The 15,108-nt window shown below is 54.3% G+C and carries 14 protein-coding genes, 1 tRNA gene and 1 pseudogene; 12 read left to right on the top strand and 4 right to left on the bottom strand.

The features are described 5' to 3' along the window. Positions 1 to 174: 174 nt before the first annotated feature. On the top strand, positions 175 to 978 hold the full coding sequence (gene dkgB / locus ETG88_RS12695; RefSeq protein ID WP_129035519.1) for a 2,5-didehydrogluconate reductase DkgB: 804 nt from the start codon (positions 175 to 177) through the stop codon (positions 976 to 978). On the opposite strand, the pseudogene yafC reads toward dkgB, so the two are convergent. After that, positions 975 to 1,912, bottom strand: a pseudogene (yafC, locus tag ETG88_RS12690) (DNA-binding transcriptional regulator YafC). The gene dkgB and the pseudogene yafC sit on opposite strands and share 4 nt — an antisense overlap. A 104-nt stretch (positions 1,913 to 2,016) precedes the next feature. Here yafC and ETG88_RS12685 point away from each other — a divergent pair. The 3 genes from ETG88_RS12685 (at position 2,017) to ETG88_RS12675 (ending at position 4,979) form a co-directional block, all read left to right on the top strand. Then, on the top strand, positions 2,017 to 3,192 hold the full coding sequence (locus ETG88_RS12685) for an MFS transporter (RefSeq protein WP_129035518.1): 1,176 nt from the start codon (positions 2,017 to 2,019) through the stop codon (positions 3,190 to 3,192). Positions 3,193 to 3,330: 138 nt separating this feature from the next. Then, positions 3,331 to 4,131, top strand: coding sequence for an endonuclease/exonuclease/phosphatase family protein (locus ETG88_RS12680; protein WP_100777529.1), 801 nt, complete (start codon positions 3,331 to 3,333; stop codon positions 4,129 to 4,131). 77 nt (positions 4,132 to 4,208) lie between these two features. After that, positions 4,209 to 4,979 (top strand): class I SAM-dependent methyltransferase, encoded by a 771-nt coding sequence (locus ETG88_RS12675; RefSeq protein ID WP_129035517.1) that lies wholly within the window; start codon positions 4,209 to 4,211, stop codon positions 4,977 to 4,979. A gap of 55 nt (positions 4,980 to 5,034) precedes the next feature. Here ETG88_RS12675 and mltD read toward each other — a convergent pair whose 3' ends face one another. Then, a complete protein-coding gene (gene mltD, locus ETG88_RS12670; protein WP_100777527.1) occupies positions 5,035 to 6,393 on the bottom strand; it encodes a murein transglycosylase D in 1,359 nt (452 codons plus the stop codon). A 71-nt stretch (positions 6,394 to 6,464) separates the two neighbouring features. Continuing rightward, a complete protein-coding gene (gene gloB / locus ETG88_RS12665; protein ID WP_129035516.1) occupies positions 6,465 to 7,220 on the bottom strand; it encodes a hydroxyacylglutathione hydrolase in 756 nt (251 codons plus the stop codon). A gap of 32 nt (positions 7,221 to 7,252) precedes the next feature. Between gloB and ETG88_RS12660 the strand changes: the two genes are divergently transcribed. Further along, the gene (locus ETG88_RS12660) at positions 7,253 to 7,969 is read left to right on the top strand and encodes a class I SAM-dependent methyltransferase (protein WP_129035515.1); all 717 of its coding nucleotides are present in this window, start codon (positions 7,253 to 7,255) and stop codon (positions 7,967 to 7,969) included. On the opposite strand, the gene rnhA is transcribed toward ETG88_RS12660, so the two are convergent. Continuing rightward, positions 7,970 to 8,548 carry a ribonuclease HI gene (rnhA, locus tag ETG88_RS12655; RefSeq protein ID WP_164971799.1) on the bottom strand — a complete coding sequence of 193 codons (579 nt, stop codon included), beginning with the start codon at positions 8,546 to 8,548 and terminating at the stop codon, positions 7,970 to 7,972. Between rnhA and dnaQ the strand changes: the two genes are divergently transcribed. From dnaQ to ETG88_RS12620, 7 genes are all read left to right on the top strand, one after another. After that, positions 8,502 to 9,230: a DNA polymerase III subunit epsilon gene (gene dnaQ, locus ETG88_RS12650; protein ID WP_164971798.1), complete on the top strand. Its 729-nt coding sequence runs from the start codon at positions 8,502 to 8,504 to the stop codon at positions 9,228 to 9,230. The genes rnhA and dnaQ overlap by 47 nt on opposite strands. A gap of 130 nt (positions 9,231 to 9,360) precedes the next feature. Further along, positions 9,361 to 9,437, top strand: a tRNA-Asp gene (locus tag ETG88_RS12645). Positions 9,438 to 9,818: 381 nt separating this feature from the next. Further along, positions 9,819 to 10,538, top strand: coding sequence for a FadR/GntR family transcriptional regulator (locus tag ETG88_RS12640; protein ID WP_100777521.1), 720 nt, complete (start codon positions 9,819 to 9,821; stop codon positions 10,536 to 10,538). Then, complete coding sequence (locus tag ETG88_RS12635) at positions 10,535 to 11,548, top strand: ABC transporter ATP-binding protein (RefSeq protein WP_129035514.1); 1,014 nt, start codon at positions 10,535 to 10,537, stop codon at positions 11,546 to 11,548. Before ETG88_RS12640 ends, ETG88_RS12635 begins: the two co-directional genes overlap by 4 nt. Continuing rightward, positions 11,545 to 12,627, top strand: coding sequence for an ABC transporter ATP-binding protein (locus tag ETG88_RS12630; RefSeq protein ID WP_129035513.1), 1,083 nt, complete (start codon positions 11,545 to 11,547; stop codon positions 12,625 to 12,627). The genes ETG88_RS12635 and ETG88_RS12630 overlap by 4 nt, the downstream gene beginning before the upstream one ends. A gap of 2 nt (positions 12,628 to 12,629) precedes the next feature. Then, on the top strand, positions 12,630 to 14,144 hold the full coding sequence (locus ETG88_RS12625) for an ABC transporter substrate-binding protein (protein ID WP_187469892.1): 1,515 nt from the start codon (positions 12,630 to 12,632) through the stop codon (positions 14,142 to 14,144). A 21-nt stretch (positions 14,145 to 14,165) separates the two neighbouring features. Beyond that, positions 14,166 to 15,107, top strand: a complete 942-nt coding sequence (locus ETG88_RS12620) for an ABC transporter permease (RefSeq protein ID WP_102104393.1) — start codon at positions 14,166 to 14,168, stop codon at positions 15,105 to 15,107. The last annotated feature ends 1 nt before the right edge of the window (position 15,108 follow it).

The following is a 15,108-nucleotide window of genomic DNA, read 5'->3' as shown; positions in this document are numbered from 1 at the left end:
CCGTTCCGCCACTTATTAAAAGCCCTGAGTTAAAGCTCAGGGCTTTTTCTTGTCTGAAATTTAATTATTGCTATAAACGCAAAAATCCTCTGCATATTTTACTCTTTTTCAACATACCTATACCACGCGATAATCATCCTCAGTTAACGAACATAATGATTAAAGAGGATTTACATGACTATCCCTGCATTCGGTCTTGGCACCTTCCGCCTGAAAGACGACGTCGTCATCGCATCTGTTAAAACCGCTCTCGAATTAGGTTATCGTACCGTCGATACGGCACAAATTTATGGCAACGAAACAGCTGTAGGCCAGGCCATTGAAGAAAGCCGCGTACCACGTGAAGAATTATTCATCACGACGAAGATCTGGACGGAAAACCTCAGCAAAGACAAGCTGATCCCAAGCCTTAAAGAGAGCTTGGAAAAGCTGCGTACCGATTATGTCGATCTGACGCTCATCCACTGGCCTTCACCAGGTGATGCTGTTTCTGTTGAAGAAACTATGCTGGCACTTCTGGAAGCTAAAAAGTTAGGTTTGACTCGCAACATCGGGATCTCGAATTTCACTATTCCATTGATGGAAAAGGCGATTGCGGCCGTTGGTGCAGAGAATATTGCCACCAATCAGATTGAGCTTTCCCCGTACCTGCAAAACCGTAAAGTGGTGAACTGGGCCAAAGATAAAGGCATTCACATCACGTCGTACATGACGCTGGCGTATGGTAAAGCGTTGAAAGATGAAGTCATTGCGCGTATTGCTGATAAGCACAATGCAACGGCGGCGCAGGTTATCCTGGCGTGGGCGATGGGCGAAGGTTATGCCGTGATCCCTTCTTCAACGAAACGTGAGAATCTGGCGAGCAACCTTCTTGCGCGGGATCTCAAGCTGGACGCTGAAGATCAAAAAGCGATCGCTGCGCTTGATTGCAACGACCGCCTGGTCAGCCCGGAAGGTCTGGCCCCAAACTGGGATTAATTTAACTCACCCTCTGTAGCCTCAAACCCTCTCACAGCTCCTTCGGGAGCTGTTTTATATGCTCACTCAGAAAGTCGATAAATGCCCGGATACGGGTACTGACTGCGCGGTCGCTGTAATAAACTGCACTGAAGGGCATCTCCACCGGCAGACGTTTGTCTTCCATCAACTCAACCAGCTCACCCCGGGCTATCTCTTTATTAATCATATAGTCAGACAGACAGGCTATCCCATTCCCGCTAAGGCAGAGCTGTTTCAATGTCTCCCCACTATTTGAGGACAGCCCGCTGGTAATCTCATGAAGCTGACCGTCGCTGCAGGCAATCGGCCAGGTATTCAGCGATAACGGCTCTGTGAATCCCAGACAGAGATGGTTTTTTAACTCCTCTACCGTCTCAGGTTTACCATATTGCGCAATATAGTCGGGTGAGGCGATGATTTTGCGATAGCTGGTAAACAGCGGACGGGCGCGCAGACTCGAGTCCGTCAGCGTTCCGGCGCGAATAGCCACATCCACTTTGCGCTCAATCAGGTTGATGAACGTCTCAGAGGATACAAGCGACAAGGTCATCTCTGGATAGCGTTCGCGAAAGGGTTTCACCAGTGGCATCAGAAAATGCAGCACGACGGGAGTGGCCGCATCAATGCGCAAAAGCCCGCGCGGTGTACTCCGCGTTTCCATGATCTCTGTTTCTGCTGCGGCCATCTCCTGCAAAATCGACTGCACCCGGCGAAAATAGCGCTCACCTTCTTCGGTCAGGCTCAGCTGCCGCGTCGTCCGATTCAGCAAACTCACCCCAAGCTTCATTTCCAGCTTTTTGACGGAACGGCTAATCGCCGAATTTGCCTGTCCCAGCTGCTCCGCAGCCCGGCTAAAACTCCCGCTTTCCACGACAGCCACGAAGATTGCCAGCTCTTCTGAGGTTGCTTTCATTATTGCACCACCCGCAAAATTCTATTGATATTTTGACCATTTTTGTTATTTAAACACTGGCGCATACTTCGTGTCATCTTAATCCTGATGATACGGAGTATTTTATGCCACTGGCGCTTCTTGCCCTGACGATCAGTGCCTTCGCAATTGGCACGACCGAATTTGTTATCGTAGGCCTGGTTCCTACGATTGCCGATCAACTTTCTATCTCTCTACCTTCTGCCGGTTTGCTGGTCTCCATCTACGCGCTGGGCGTTGCGATTGGCGCACCTGTTCTGACTGCGTTAACCGGACGTTTTCCACGTAAACAGCTGTTGATGGCGCTAATGGTGCTCTTTACCGCAGGGAACATCCTCGCCTGGCAGGCACCGGACTACACCACGCTGGTGATTGCCCGCCTTCTGACTGGCCTCGCGCATGGCGTGTTCTTCTCGATTGGCTCAACCATCGCGACCAGCCTGGTACCCAAAGAGAAAGCGGCATCTGCCATCGCCATTATGTTCGGCGGTTTGACGGTTGCACTGGTGACGGGCGTGCCACTGGGCACCTTTATCGGACAGCATTTTGGCTGGCGTGAAACTTTCCTGGCCGTCTCACTGCTGGGGGTCATTGCGCTGATTGCAAGCCTGATCCTTGTACCGTCAAATATCCCCGGTCGTGCGAGTGCCAGTCTCTGCGATCAGGTGAAAGTGCTGACGCACCCTCGATTGCTGATTATCTATGCCATCACGGCTCTGGGTTACGGCGGTGTCTTTACGGCGTTCACCTTCCTGGCTCCGATGATGCAGGATCTGGCCGGCTTCTCGCCGAGTGCAGTGAGCTGGATCTTGCTGGGATACGGGGTTTCTGTCGCAATCGGTAATATATGGGGCGGCAAACTTGCCGATAAACACGGTGCTGTACCGGCGCTGAAATTCATCTTCGCGGCTCTGGTTGTGCTGCTGATGGTGTTCCAGTTTACCGCCTCCATGCAGTACGCGGCGCTGGGCACGATTCTGGTGATGGGGATCTTCGCCTTCGGCAACGTACCCGGCCTGCAGGTCTATGTAGTTCAGAAGGCCGAACTGTATACACCTAACGCCGTAGATGTCGCCTCAGGCCTTAACATCGCCGCATTCAACGTAGGGATCGCGCTGGGTTCAATCATCGGCGGGCAAACGGTTGAGCACTTTGGTTTAGCGCAGACGCCGTGGATTGGTGCCGTGATCGTCCTCGCTGCTTTCCTGCTGATTGGCCTGAGTGGTCGCCTCGATAAAACGGCTCGTGTAGCACTGGGATAAGTATCAGTAAGCGCTTGCTTACAAAACCAGACAGAGGTTTATGAGTAATTGCGTTGAAAGTGTGACCTAAAATCCCTATAACAGTAGAACCAGTCCGTTTTCCGGGCTGGTTCAATGCTATAGAGGTCGTTTCGAAAAGTGCGAAAAAATACCTATGCCATGCGCTATATTGCCGGACAACCTGCGGAGAGAATTTTGCCTCCGGGGTCGTTTGCGAGTCTTGGCCAGGCATTGCCCGCTGGCGCCCCCTTAAGCAGCGATGACAAAATTCGCGTACTGGTGTGGAATATCTTCAAACAGCAGCGTGCTGAGTGGTTATCCGTGCTGAAGAATTTCGGTAAGGATGCGCATCTGGTGCTGTTGCAGGAGGCGCAAACTACGCCTGAACTGGTTCGGTTTGCAACTACCAACTACCTCGCCGCAGACCAGGTTCCCGCTTTTGTCTTGCCCCAACACCCCTCGGGCGTTATGACGCTCTCTGCTGCGCACCCGGTTTACTGCTGCCCGCTGCGTGAGCGCGAGCCTATTCTGCGTCTGGCAAAATCGGCATTAGTCACCGTCTATCCTCTGCCCGATACCCGCCTGCTGATGGTGGTAAACATTCACGCAGTGAATTTTAGCCTGGGTGTCGATGTGTATAGTAAGCAGTTACTTCCCATTGGCGATCAGATCGCGCATCACAGTGGGCCGATTATTATGGCGGGGGATTTCAATGCCTGGAGTCGCCCGCGCATGAATGCGTTGTATCGCTTTGCGCGCGAAATGTCCTTGCGCGAAGTGCGTTTCACCGACGATCAGCGGCGCAAAGCGTTTGGTCGTCCGCTTGATTTTGTCTTCTATCGTGGTCTGAATGTGCACGAAGCCTCTGTACTGGTGACGCGCGCCTCCGATCACAATCCACTACTTGTTGAATTCAGTCCCGGCAAACCTGAGAAGTAATGGTGCGTCAGGTCTGCCGTCGGGCAGGCCTGCGCAGGTACTGCCCTTTATTTTTCTCACAACCAAAGGACAGTACGATGACAACACAATCCCATCATGACAACGTAGAAAAACAGTTCGGTTCCCAGGCAAGCGCCTATCTGGCCAGTGCGGTACACGCCTCTGGCCGCGACCTGGTGCGTCTCGGCGAGCGCCTGTCTGCATTTCCGCAGGCGCAGGTTCTTGATTTAGGCTGTGGAGCAGGGCATGCCAGCTTTGTCGCTGCACAGCATGTCGCGCACGTTACCGCTTACGATCTGTCTGGCCAGATGCTCGATGTTGTCACCCACGCAGCGAAAGACAAAGGGCTGAATAATATTTCGACCCGCCAGGGCTACGCTGAATCACTCCCTTTTGACGACGAAACCTATGACGTGGTGATCAGCCGCTACTCCGCCCATCATTGGCACGATGTCGGCCAGGCACTGCGCGAAATCAAACGCGTGCTGAAGCCGGGCGGGATTTTTATCATTATGGATATCATGTCACCCGGAAACCCGGTTCGCGATATCTGGCTGCAGACCGTTGAAGCCCTGCGTGATACCTCGCACGTTCGCAATTATTCCAGCGGTGAATGGTTCGCGATGATCACCGAAGCCGGTTTAGTTTCCCGCTCTCTGGTGACGGACCGCCTGCCGCTGGAGTTCTCCTCATGGATTGCGCGTATGCGCACACCCGACACGTTAAGCCAGGCGATTCGTTTGTACCAAGAGAGTGCCTCGGCGGAAGTGAAAGCGTACTTTGACTTGCAGGAAGAGGGGTCGTTTACCAGCGATACGATCCTGGCGGAAGCGCAAAAAGCCGGATAAGAAAAAACAAAAAAGGCACCGGGGGAATCGGTGCCTTTTTCTATGGGTCTGGCTGTCAGGAGTCTGGCGTCGCGCTGTTTTTAACAAACAGTGTCAGCTGATCGCCTGGCTGCAGATTGGCCGTATCGTCATTCCAGCGCATCACATCTTTGATGTTCACGCCGTGCGTTTTCGCGATACTGGACAGTGAATCGCCTTTGCGTACACGATAAGTAATGCTATCGCTGTTGCGGGCGAGACGCTGTGCGCTGCTGCCAGCGCCAACCGTCAGGTTCTGGCCAACTTTCAGGTTTGAACCGCGCAGATTGTTCCACTGCTGCAGATCCTTCGTGCTCACGCCAAGACGTGATGCAATGCCTGAAATGGTATCGCCGGAACGAACCTTATAGCTACGGCTGCTGACGGATGAAACATCTGCAATCAGCGTTGACTGAACGGCAGCAATTTCACCTGATGCGAGAGACTCACGTAACTGCGCTGCATGCTTCTGCGGCACCAGCACGTACTGAGGCCCATTGGCACCCAGCGTTGAGCCTTTCACGCCTGCGTTAAAGGTCTTCAGCTTTGTCACCGACATTCCCGTCATATCAGCAACCTGTTTCATATCAACCGGGCTGCTGAGGCTCACTCTGGCCAGCGCGCGACTTTCGTCAGACGTTGGCAGATTTACACCATAACGTTTACTGTTTTTGAGAATATCGCTCAAAGCCAGCATCTTCGGTACGTAAAGCTTGGTTTCCTGTGGCAATGAGAGAGACCAAAAATCGGTGGGTTTACCACGCGCCTTGTTCGCTTTCATTGCCTTCATTACCCGACCTTCACCGCTGTTATACGCTGCGACTGTTAACAACCAGTCACCGTCAAACATCTTATTCAGACGTTGCATCATGTCGAGAGCGGCAGTCGTAGAAGCGACCACATCCCGACGCGCATCGTAGCCGCGAGTCTGTTTCAAACCATAATTGCGCCCTGTGCTCGGAATGATCTGCCAAATGCCTGCGGCATTGGCACCAGACGTCGCGTGCGGGTCAAAAGCGCTCTCCACTATGGGTAGTAGTACCAGTTCCATAGGCATGTTACGTTTCTTAACTTGCCCTGCTATCCAGTACATATACGGCTCTGCCCGTAAAGTTACATCGTGGAGATAGCTCTTATTACTTAAATACTTCTGTTTCTGATCGCGAATCCGGTTGTTTTCCGGAATCCCCATCTTCAGCTCGTCGCTAATAGAGGCCCACAAGTCCTGTTCCTGCGCGAATGATGTCCCATCGTCCATCCAACGCGCCTGACTTGTAAACTTCCCTGCTTCCCCTTGACCAGCTGCAGAAAGGCTCTGTGCGTGCTGCTGTATGTTGCCAGTGTTCTGGCACCCAGCAAGCAGGACAGAGGCGAGTAATATCGCTTTTGCCTTCATGTGTGTGTCAATAGTTGCTTAAAAGACGAGCGATAATAACGGCGAAACTTTCAAAAGGCAACCCGCAATTGTCAGAAGTCATCTTTCTTTGACCGTAACCATGCAAAACGCTCTTCAGGTTGTTGCAAATTTGTTTCTTGGTTAATTTTGTTAATTAAATCAATATCATCGGTTCTCAAAAATAAATTTATTTTGCGCTCATTTTTCAGAATTACGGGCAGTGTATTTTGTTTTTTTACCCGTAACTCATTCACTTTGTGGTAATAATCCTGAATCGCAGGATCGTCAGGCAAGATGCTCAATGCAAACTTCATATTTGCTAATGTATATTCGTGGGCGCAGCAAACGAGGGTATCCTCCGGGAGAGCGTTAATCCTCTGGAAGGATTGATACATCTGGGTTGGCGTCCCTTCGAACAATCTTCCGCACCCGCCGGAGAACATCGTGTCACCGCAGAAAAGATAAGGGAAACTGAAGAAAGAAATGTGTCCGGAAGTGTGACCGGGTGTAGCAAATACAGAAAAATCGTATCCCAGTATGAGGATTTTTTCGCCATCTTCGACTACCCGAGTCGTGCCCTTATCTTGTGTCTCCTGTGGACCATAAACCACTAAATGGGGAAATTTCGCCCGTAAAGCAGGGACACCGCCGACATGATCGTGATGATGGTGAGTCAGCAAAATGGCCTCTGGCTGCCAGCCGTTTTCCTCGATAGCCTGCAATACCGGTGCCGCATCGCCTGGATCGACAACAATGCAACGCTTATCATCGCCGACTAAAACCCAGATGTAGTTGTCCTGAAACGCGGGAATGCTGATAAGATTCATAAATTACCTCTCATTACGTAACGGGTGTGTTGATGAAGCCGGCAAGGATACCTCAGATTGTCTCAGCACCAGAGCACTGGTCCCAGTTGCGGTGGGGTGAATACTATCGCGAGGCGCTTGAGAGTCAGCTCAATCCCTGGTTTGCAAAAATGTATGGTTTTCATCTGCTTAAGATTGGCAATTTGAGCGCGGAAATCAACTCCGAAAGCTGCGCCATCTCCCATCAGGTGAATGTCTCTCTTAACGGTCACCCCCTTCAGGTTAAAGCCGATCCGCTTCATTTGCCATTCGCCGAGAAATCCGTCGACGCCTGCCTGATGGCCCACACGCTTCCCTGGTGCAGCGACCCGCACCGTTTACTGCGCGAAGCCGACCGCGTGCTAATCGATGACGGCTGGCTGGTCCTCAGCGGTTTCAATCCGATGAGCCTGATGGGATTGCGCAAGCTGGTGCCCGTTTTGCGCCGCACGCCGCCCTATAACAGCCGCATGTTTACGTTTACACGTCAGCTCGACTGGCTGTCATTACTGAATTTTGAAGTGATGTACTACAGCGGCTTCCAGGTTTTACCCTGGGCGGGGAAGGGCGGTAAAATGCTGACAACCCATCTGCCAGCACTTGGGTGCATGCAGCTTATCGTGGCGCGTAAGCGAACGGTTCCACTTACGCTGAACCCGATGAAGCAGAGCAAATCAAAAGCACAAATCCGACAGACGGTCGGGGCGACGCGACAGTACCGAAAACCCTGATCAGGATTCCGGCTGATAGCCCACGTCATCGTGGATCGGATTCATCGCCGCTTCGCGCGCAAGAACGTCGCAACGTTCGTTTTCCGGATGCCCCGCATGCCCTTTGACCCATTCCCACTTAATGGTGTGATGGCTCAGTGCCGCGTCCAGACGCTTCCAGAGATCGACATTCTTGACCGGTTTCTTGTCGGCCGTTTTCCAGCCACGCTTTTTCCAGTTATGGATCCACTGGGTAATCCCCTGGCGCACATACTGGCTGTCGGTACTGATAACCACATCGCAATCTTCTTTTAATGCTTCCAGCGCGACGATCGCGGCCATCAACTCCATGCGGTTATTGGTGGTCAGACGAAAACCTTCATTAAAGGTCTTCTCATGCTCACGGTAACGCAAAATGGCGCCGTAGCCGCCCGGCCCTGGATTCCCGAGGCAAGATCCATCGGTGAAAATTTCTACCTGCTTAATCATCTCTGGTAGACTTCCTGTATTTGAAACGATCAGTAAAACGACGAGTCTGACATAAATGACCGATATGAGCACTGCAATTACACGACAGATCGTCCTCGATACCGAAACCACCGGTATGAACCAGATTGGCGCACATTACGAAGGCCATAAGATCATTGAGATCGGTGCCGTCGAAGTGGTGAACCGTCGTCTCACCGGCAACAACTTCCACGTTTACCTGAAGCCCGACCGTCTGGTGGACCCGGAAGCGTTCGGCGTTCACGGAATTGCCGATGAGTTCCTGCTGGATAAACCGACCTTCGCCGACGTTGCCGATGAGTTTATGGACTATATCCGCGGGGCTGAACTCGTCATCCATAACGCTTCGTTCGATATCGGCTTTATGGACTATGAGTTCAGTAAGCTCAACCGCAATATCCCGAAAACCAATACCTTCTGCAAAGTCACTGACAGCCTGGCGCTGGCGAGGAAGATGTTTCCGGGCAAGCGTAACAGCCTCGATGCTCTCTGCTCGCGCTACGAAATAGATAACACCAAGCGTACGCTTCACGGCGCACTGCTCGATGCCCAGATTCTGGCGGATGTCTATCTGACCATGACGGGCGGCCAGACTTCGATGGCGTTTAGCACCGAAAACGACTCCCGTCAGGCGGGTGACACCGGAATTCAGCGCGTGGTGCGTCAGGCGAGCCGTCTGCGGGTGATTTTAGCCAGTGACGAAGAGATCGCCGCCCATGAATCGCGTCTCGATATCGTGCAAAAGAAGGGCGGCAGCTGCCTCTGGCGCGCATAACAGATGCCGTTATGCTGTAAAAAGCACCGTGTGGGCGAATTTTGCAGCAACTGATTCAAAAGTTGAGAAAAAGCGTTGACGGGATCGGAACCAAACCGTAATATTCGCCTCGTTCCCAAGGGAACAATGCGGAGCGGTAGTTCAGTCGGTTAGAATACCTGCCTGTCACGCAGGGGGTCGCGGGTTCGAGTCCCGTCCGTTCCGCCACATTAGAAAGCCTGAATCAGAAATGATTCAGGTTTTCGTCATTTCAGCGCCTTACCTCTCTTATCTCCCCTCTGATGTTAGTTAACAAAAAGTTAATATTCGCAGTGCAATTTATTAACAATTGTTCGATATTGGTGCGATGGTTGCACTTTTAGTGTGCAATTCCGTCTCATCCCTTCGCTCCAAACGTTTCCTCTTGTAACAATCTTGTAAAAATAAATCTCAAATAATCATTAGCTTACTTACGGTTTTCCAGAAAGTTCCTGAACCAATGATTTATTGGTTCATTAATTGCTTAACTCTATGTGCAATGAGACGTTATCTATATCAATAACTTATTGTTAATAAAAATAAAGCAATGATGAGAGCAGGCGAACCAATATGGAAAAATCGTCACGGTTTCTGGCAAATTCCAGCACCGCACTTGAGCAGTTGCGCGGTCTGATCAACCAGCACGAGTCAACACCAGGCATTCCGCTGCCCACCGAACGTGAGCTGTCGGAAACACTCGGCGTAGGGCGACGCGAAGTTCGTCGTGCGCTGGACGTGCTGGAAGAAGAGGGACGCATCTGGCGCAAGCAGGGCAAAGGCACTTTCATTGGCCCTGCCGCACCGGTTGAACCTCTTGCGCTTCAGGGGCTGGTGCAGCAAACCAATCTGCTGGAAGTGATGGAAGCCCGCCTGCAGCTCGAACCCGGCTTAGCCCGTCTTGCGGCACTGCGTGCCACCAGGGAAAACCTCGCGCTGATGCAGCGCATGCTGGAACGCATCGACAAGGTCAGCCCGGATGACCGCGATCTTAACGAACTGTGGGACAGCGCCTTTCACCGCGCCATTGCTGAGGCTGCGGGTAATCGCCTGATGCTGGGGTTGTTCGATGCTATTGATGCAGTCAGGCGCGAACCTAGCTGGCAGCACCTGCGTGAGCTGGCGCGTACCCCAGAGCGCGTCGACAGCTACAACGATCACCACCACAAAATCATGACGGCGATTATCCACCGCCAGCCCAATGAAGCAGCCGCCGCGATGCGCGAACACCTGCTCACCCTGCAAACTGCCCTGATTCAGGCCATCAACCTTGAGGATGATTCCCTGTTATGACGACGATCCCTTTTAAGGAGGCAGCGCCGGTCCTTCGCCTGCACAATCTCAATGTGAAATTCGCTGGATCGCCGGTCAGCGTGCTCGACGGCATCTCCCTGAGCGTGAAATCAGGTGAAACGCTGGCGCTGGTGGGGGAGTCCGGCTGCGGAAAAAGTATCACGTCGCTGGCGCTGATGGGGCTGCTGCCTGCCAGTGCGCAGATTGTCAGCGGTGAAATGCAGTTCCGTCGCCACGATCTGCGCAAGCTCTCCCCGCGTGAATACGCCGATCTGCGCGGCAGTGAACTGGCGATGATCTTTCAGGAGCCGATGACCTCCCTCAACCCGGCTTTTACTCTCGGCGATCAGCTTAGTGAAGCGGTGATCCGCCACCAGAAAATGTCGAAATCCGACGCCATGAAAGTGGCGCTGCAAATTCTGGAAAAGGTGCAGATCCCGGCGCCGGAGATGCGTCTTAAATCTTATCCCCATCAGCTTTCCGGCGGGATGCGCCAGCGTGTGATGATTGCGATGGCGCTCATTAACCACCCGCGTCTGCTGATTGCCGACGAACCAACCACCGCGCTGGACGTGACAATCCAGGCGCAAATCCTGACGTTGCTGAATACCTTAAAAGCCGAAACCGGCACCGCCGTGCTGATGATCACCCACGATCTGGGTGTGGTGGCGGAAGTCGCGCAGCAGGTGGCGGTGATGTATGCCGGACAGGTCGTGGAGCAGGGCAGCGTCGAGAGTATTTTTGCCGATCCGCAGCACCCCTACACCATCGGTCTGATGGGGTCGATTCCGTCCCTCGGTGCGCGTAAAGGCCAGCTTTCGACCATTCCGGGCAGCGTGCCGTTGCCCGAATCGATGCCGAAGGGCTGCCGTTTCGCCACCCGTTGTCCGTTCGCCCAGACGCGCTGCCACGATGAAAAACCGCAGCTTCACACCCTTGGAGCGGGCCATCAGGTGGCCTGTTTCCGTGTGCCCCTTGAGCAACACATTGCGCTGGGAGAAATCGCATGACTACCCCGATCCTCGAAGCTCGCGATCTGAGCAAACTCTTCCCCGGCCCGAAAAAACTCTTTGCGCCGGCCCGTTTTGTCACCGCCGTCGACCGGGTTTCACTCGCCGTGATGCCGGGCGAAACGCTGGCCATTGTCGGTGAGTCCGGTTCCGGGAAATCCACCCTCGGTCGACTGCTGCTTCGCCTGCTGGCGGCCAGCGAAGGGCGCGTGTTCTATCAGGGCGAAGAGATTACCCACGCGTCAGGTTCGCGGCTGAACCAGCTTCGTCGTGAACTGCAAATCATCTTTCAGGACCCGTTTGCCTCGCTCAATCCGCGCATGACGGTGGAGCAGATCGTCGGTGAACCCCTGTGGCTGCACCAGAATATGAAAAAAGCCGACCGCCAGTATCGCGTCGCGGAACTGCTGAAAACCGTCGGGCTGCCTGCCGCCTGGGCCGGACGCTATCCGCACGAGTTTTCCGGCGGACAGCGTCAACGTATCGGCATTGCGCGCGCGCTAGCCTCCGGGCCAAAACTGCTGCTCGGCGATGAGCCGGTTTCCGCGCTGGATGTCTCCGTGCAGGCGCAGGTAGTGAACCTGCTCGAAAGCCTGAAACATCAGCTGGGGCTGACAATGGTGATTGTCGCTCACGGCCTGGCGGTCATTCGCCACATGAGCGATCGCGTGGCGGTGATGTATCTCGGCCAGATTGTTGAGCTGGCTACCGTCGATGAAATCTTTGACGCGCCGCTGCACCCGTACACGCAGGCGCTGATTGCTTCTGCGCCCCAGATGCAGCCGGGCATAGAGCGCGACGCGCCGCTGTTGCAGGGCGACTTACCGAATCCGGCGAATCCCCCTTCCGGGTGTCGGTTCCACACCCGCTGCCCGTATGTCACGGATGAATGCCGCCAGGTCGAACCGATCGCACAGGTTCTGGAGGGCGGACGCCAGGTGGCCTGCCATCGCTGGCAGGAAATTAACCGCGATCGCAGTGTTATCCAGATAGCACCGCCATCCGCTGCCTTTTTGCGCCGCCGCGCGCTGTTTGAACATGCGGCATCACTCTCGTCTCTTCCAGCAAGGAACTCATGATAATGACAATGCGTAATTCTCTTTTGACCGTACTGGGAAGTGTTATGTTGTTGGGCGCAGCACTCCCTGCGCACTCGGAAAGCGTTCTGCGAATTGGTCTGGGCGCAGACCCGGATATGCTCGATCCTCATCTGGCGCGCACCTACTATGGCCGCTTCGTCTTCGCCTCTCTGTGCGACAGGCTGGTTGATGTGGATGAAAATCTGAAGGTCGTGCCGGGCCTGGCAAAAGACTGGTCCTGGAGCGATGACAACAAAACCCTGACCATGAATTTGCGTGAGGGGGTGACCTTCCACGACGGCGAAAAATTTGACGCTGAAGCGGCGAAATATAACCTCGAACGCGCCCTGTCCTTAAAAGGCTCGCTGCGTAAAAGTGAAATCTCTTCTGTCGAATCGGTGGAAGTGAAAAGCCCGACCCAAATTGCCATTCACCTGAAAACGCCGGATGCCGCGCTGCTGATGCAGTTGACCGACCGCGCAGGGGCGATGATGGCGCCGGAAGCGGCCAAAAAGCCGGATTTTGCCGCCCATCCTGTCTGCTCTGGCCCGTACAAATTTGACAGCCGCGTCTCTCAGGACCGCATCGTTCTGAGCCGTTTCGACAACTACTGGAACAAAGACGCCTATCACTTCGACAAAATCATCTATCTGCCGATCCCGGATGCCTCGGTGCGTCTGGCAAACCTGCGCGCGGGTGACCTCGATCTGACAGAAGGTATCGCCGCCAGCGACGTGAAAACCGTCGAAGCCGACAGCAAACTGGCGTTGGCGAAGGTGACCGGTCTCGGTTATCAGGGGATCACTTTCAACATCAATAACGGCAAAGTTCCGGCCAACGATCCGTTCAAAGATGCGCGTGTGCGCGAAGCGTTCTCACTGGCCATCGACCGCGATGCGCTGAACCAGGTGGTGTTTGAAGGGTTGTACACCCCGGCAAACCAGGCGTTTTCGCCGGTCAGCCCTTACCACGTCAAGGTGCCGGTTCCGGCCCGCGATGTGGAAAAAGCAAAAGCCCTGCTAAAAGCGGCGGGCATTAACGGGCCGCTGAACGTCAATCTGCTGGTGCCGAACAACCCAACGTCACAGCAGGTGGGCCAGGTTCTGCAGGCGATGACGGCGGAAGCGGGCTTTAACCTGAATCTGCAAATGACGGAATTCGCCACGCTGCTCGATCGTCAGCAGAGCGGTGACTATCAGCTGAGCTTCTCCGGCTGGTCCGGTCGTCCGGATCCAGACGGCAGCATCTTTGGTTTCATCAACAGCAAAGGCAACCTCAACGACGGCCGTTACAGCAATGCGCAGGTCGACGAGTGGCTGACCCAGGCGCGTCTGAGCACCGATCCCGCCGCCCGCCAGCCGCTGTACGACAAGGTCGTAAAACAGCTGCAAACGGACATGCCGATTGCCTATCTCTACTTTGAGCCGCGCATTTTTGGCCTGAACAAGAGCGTGCAGGGCTTCAAACCGTACCCGGACGGCATCGTGCGTCTGGCGGGCTTGTCGCTTGCTAAGTAACTGAGGGCTTGAGGAGAAACCATGCTGGAACTGATTTGCAAACGCCTGCTACTGGCGATCCCGACCTTACTGCTGGTGAGCATGATGGTCTTCGGGCTGCAAAAACTGCTGCCCGGCGATCCGCTGATTGCGATGGCGGGCGAAGAGCGCGATCCGGCGGTGATTGCTCAGCTGCGCGCAGAACTGAATCTCGATGCGCCGCTGCCGGTGCAATATTTTGACTGGCTGACGCGTGCGCTGCAGGGCGATCTGGGGGTCTCTTTACGCACTCACGAGCCCGTGACGTCGCTGATTGCCAGCAAATTGCCGGTCACGATGGAGCTGTCGCTGCTGGCGATGATCATTGCGCTGGTGTTCGGCATCAGCATGGGGATCCTCGCGGCGGTTAACAAAAACAGCTGGATCGATCACGGTGCCAACTTTGTGGCGATCTCGGGGATCTCGATACCGCACTTTTGGCTGGGGATCCTGTTAATTCTGGTCTTCTCGGTCAATTTGCAGTGGCTGCCCGCCTCCGGCTATGTGCCGTTCAGCGAAGATCCGCTGCAAAACCTGCGCACGCTGCTGCTGCCTGCGTCGGTGCTCGGTACCGGCCTGGCGGCGACGCTGATGCGCCACACGCGCGCCTCAATGATCGCCGTGCTGAAAGCCGATTACATCCGTACCGCGCGGGCAAAGGGGCTGCTGCCGAAAGCGGTGATTCTCAAGCACGCGTTTCGCAACGCGCTGGTGCCGGTGATCACGCTTACCACGCTGCTGTTTGGTGAACTGCTGGGCGGCGCGGTACTGACCGAGCAGGTCTTCACAATTCCAGGCTTTGGCAAAATGATCGTCGATTCGGTTTTTAACCGTGATTATGCGGTGGTGCAGGGCGTGGTGCTGATCGTGGCGATTGGCTTCCTGATGCTGAACCTGCTGGCTGACGTGCTCTACGTCCTCATCAACCCGAAAATGCGAGGTTAAT

Origin of the sequence: Lelliottia nimipressuralis (genome assembly GCF_004115925.1) — a bacterium.
Classification (GTDB): Bacteria; Pseudomonadota; Gammaproteobacteria; order Enterobacterales; family Enterobacteriaceae; genus Enterobacter; species Enterobacter nimipressuralis.
The sequence above is the reverse complement of the archived record's forward strand: the minus strand, read 5'-3'. Positions and strand labels throughout refer to the sequence as shown.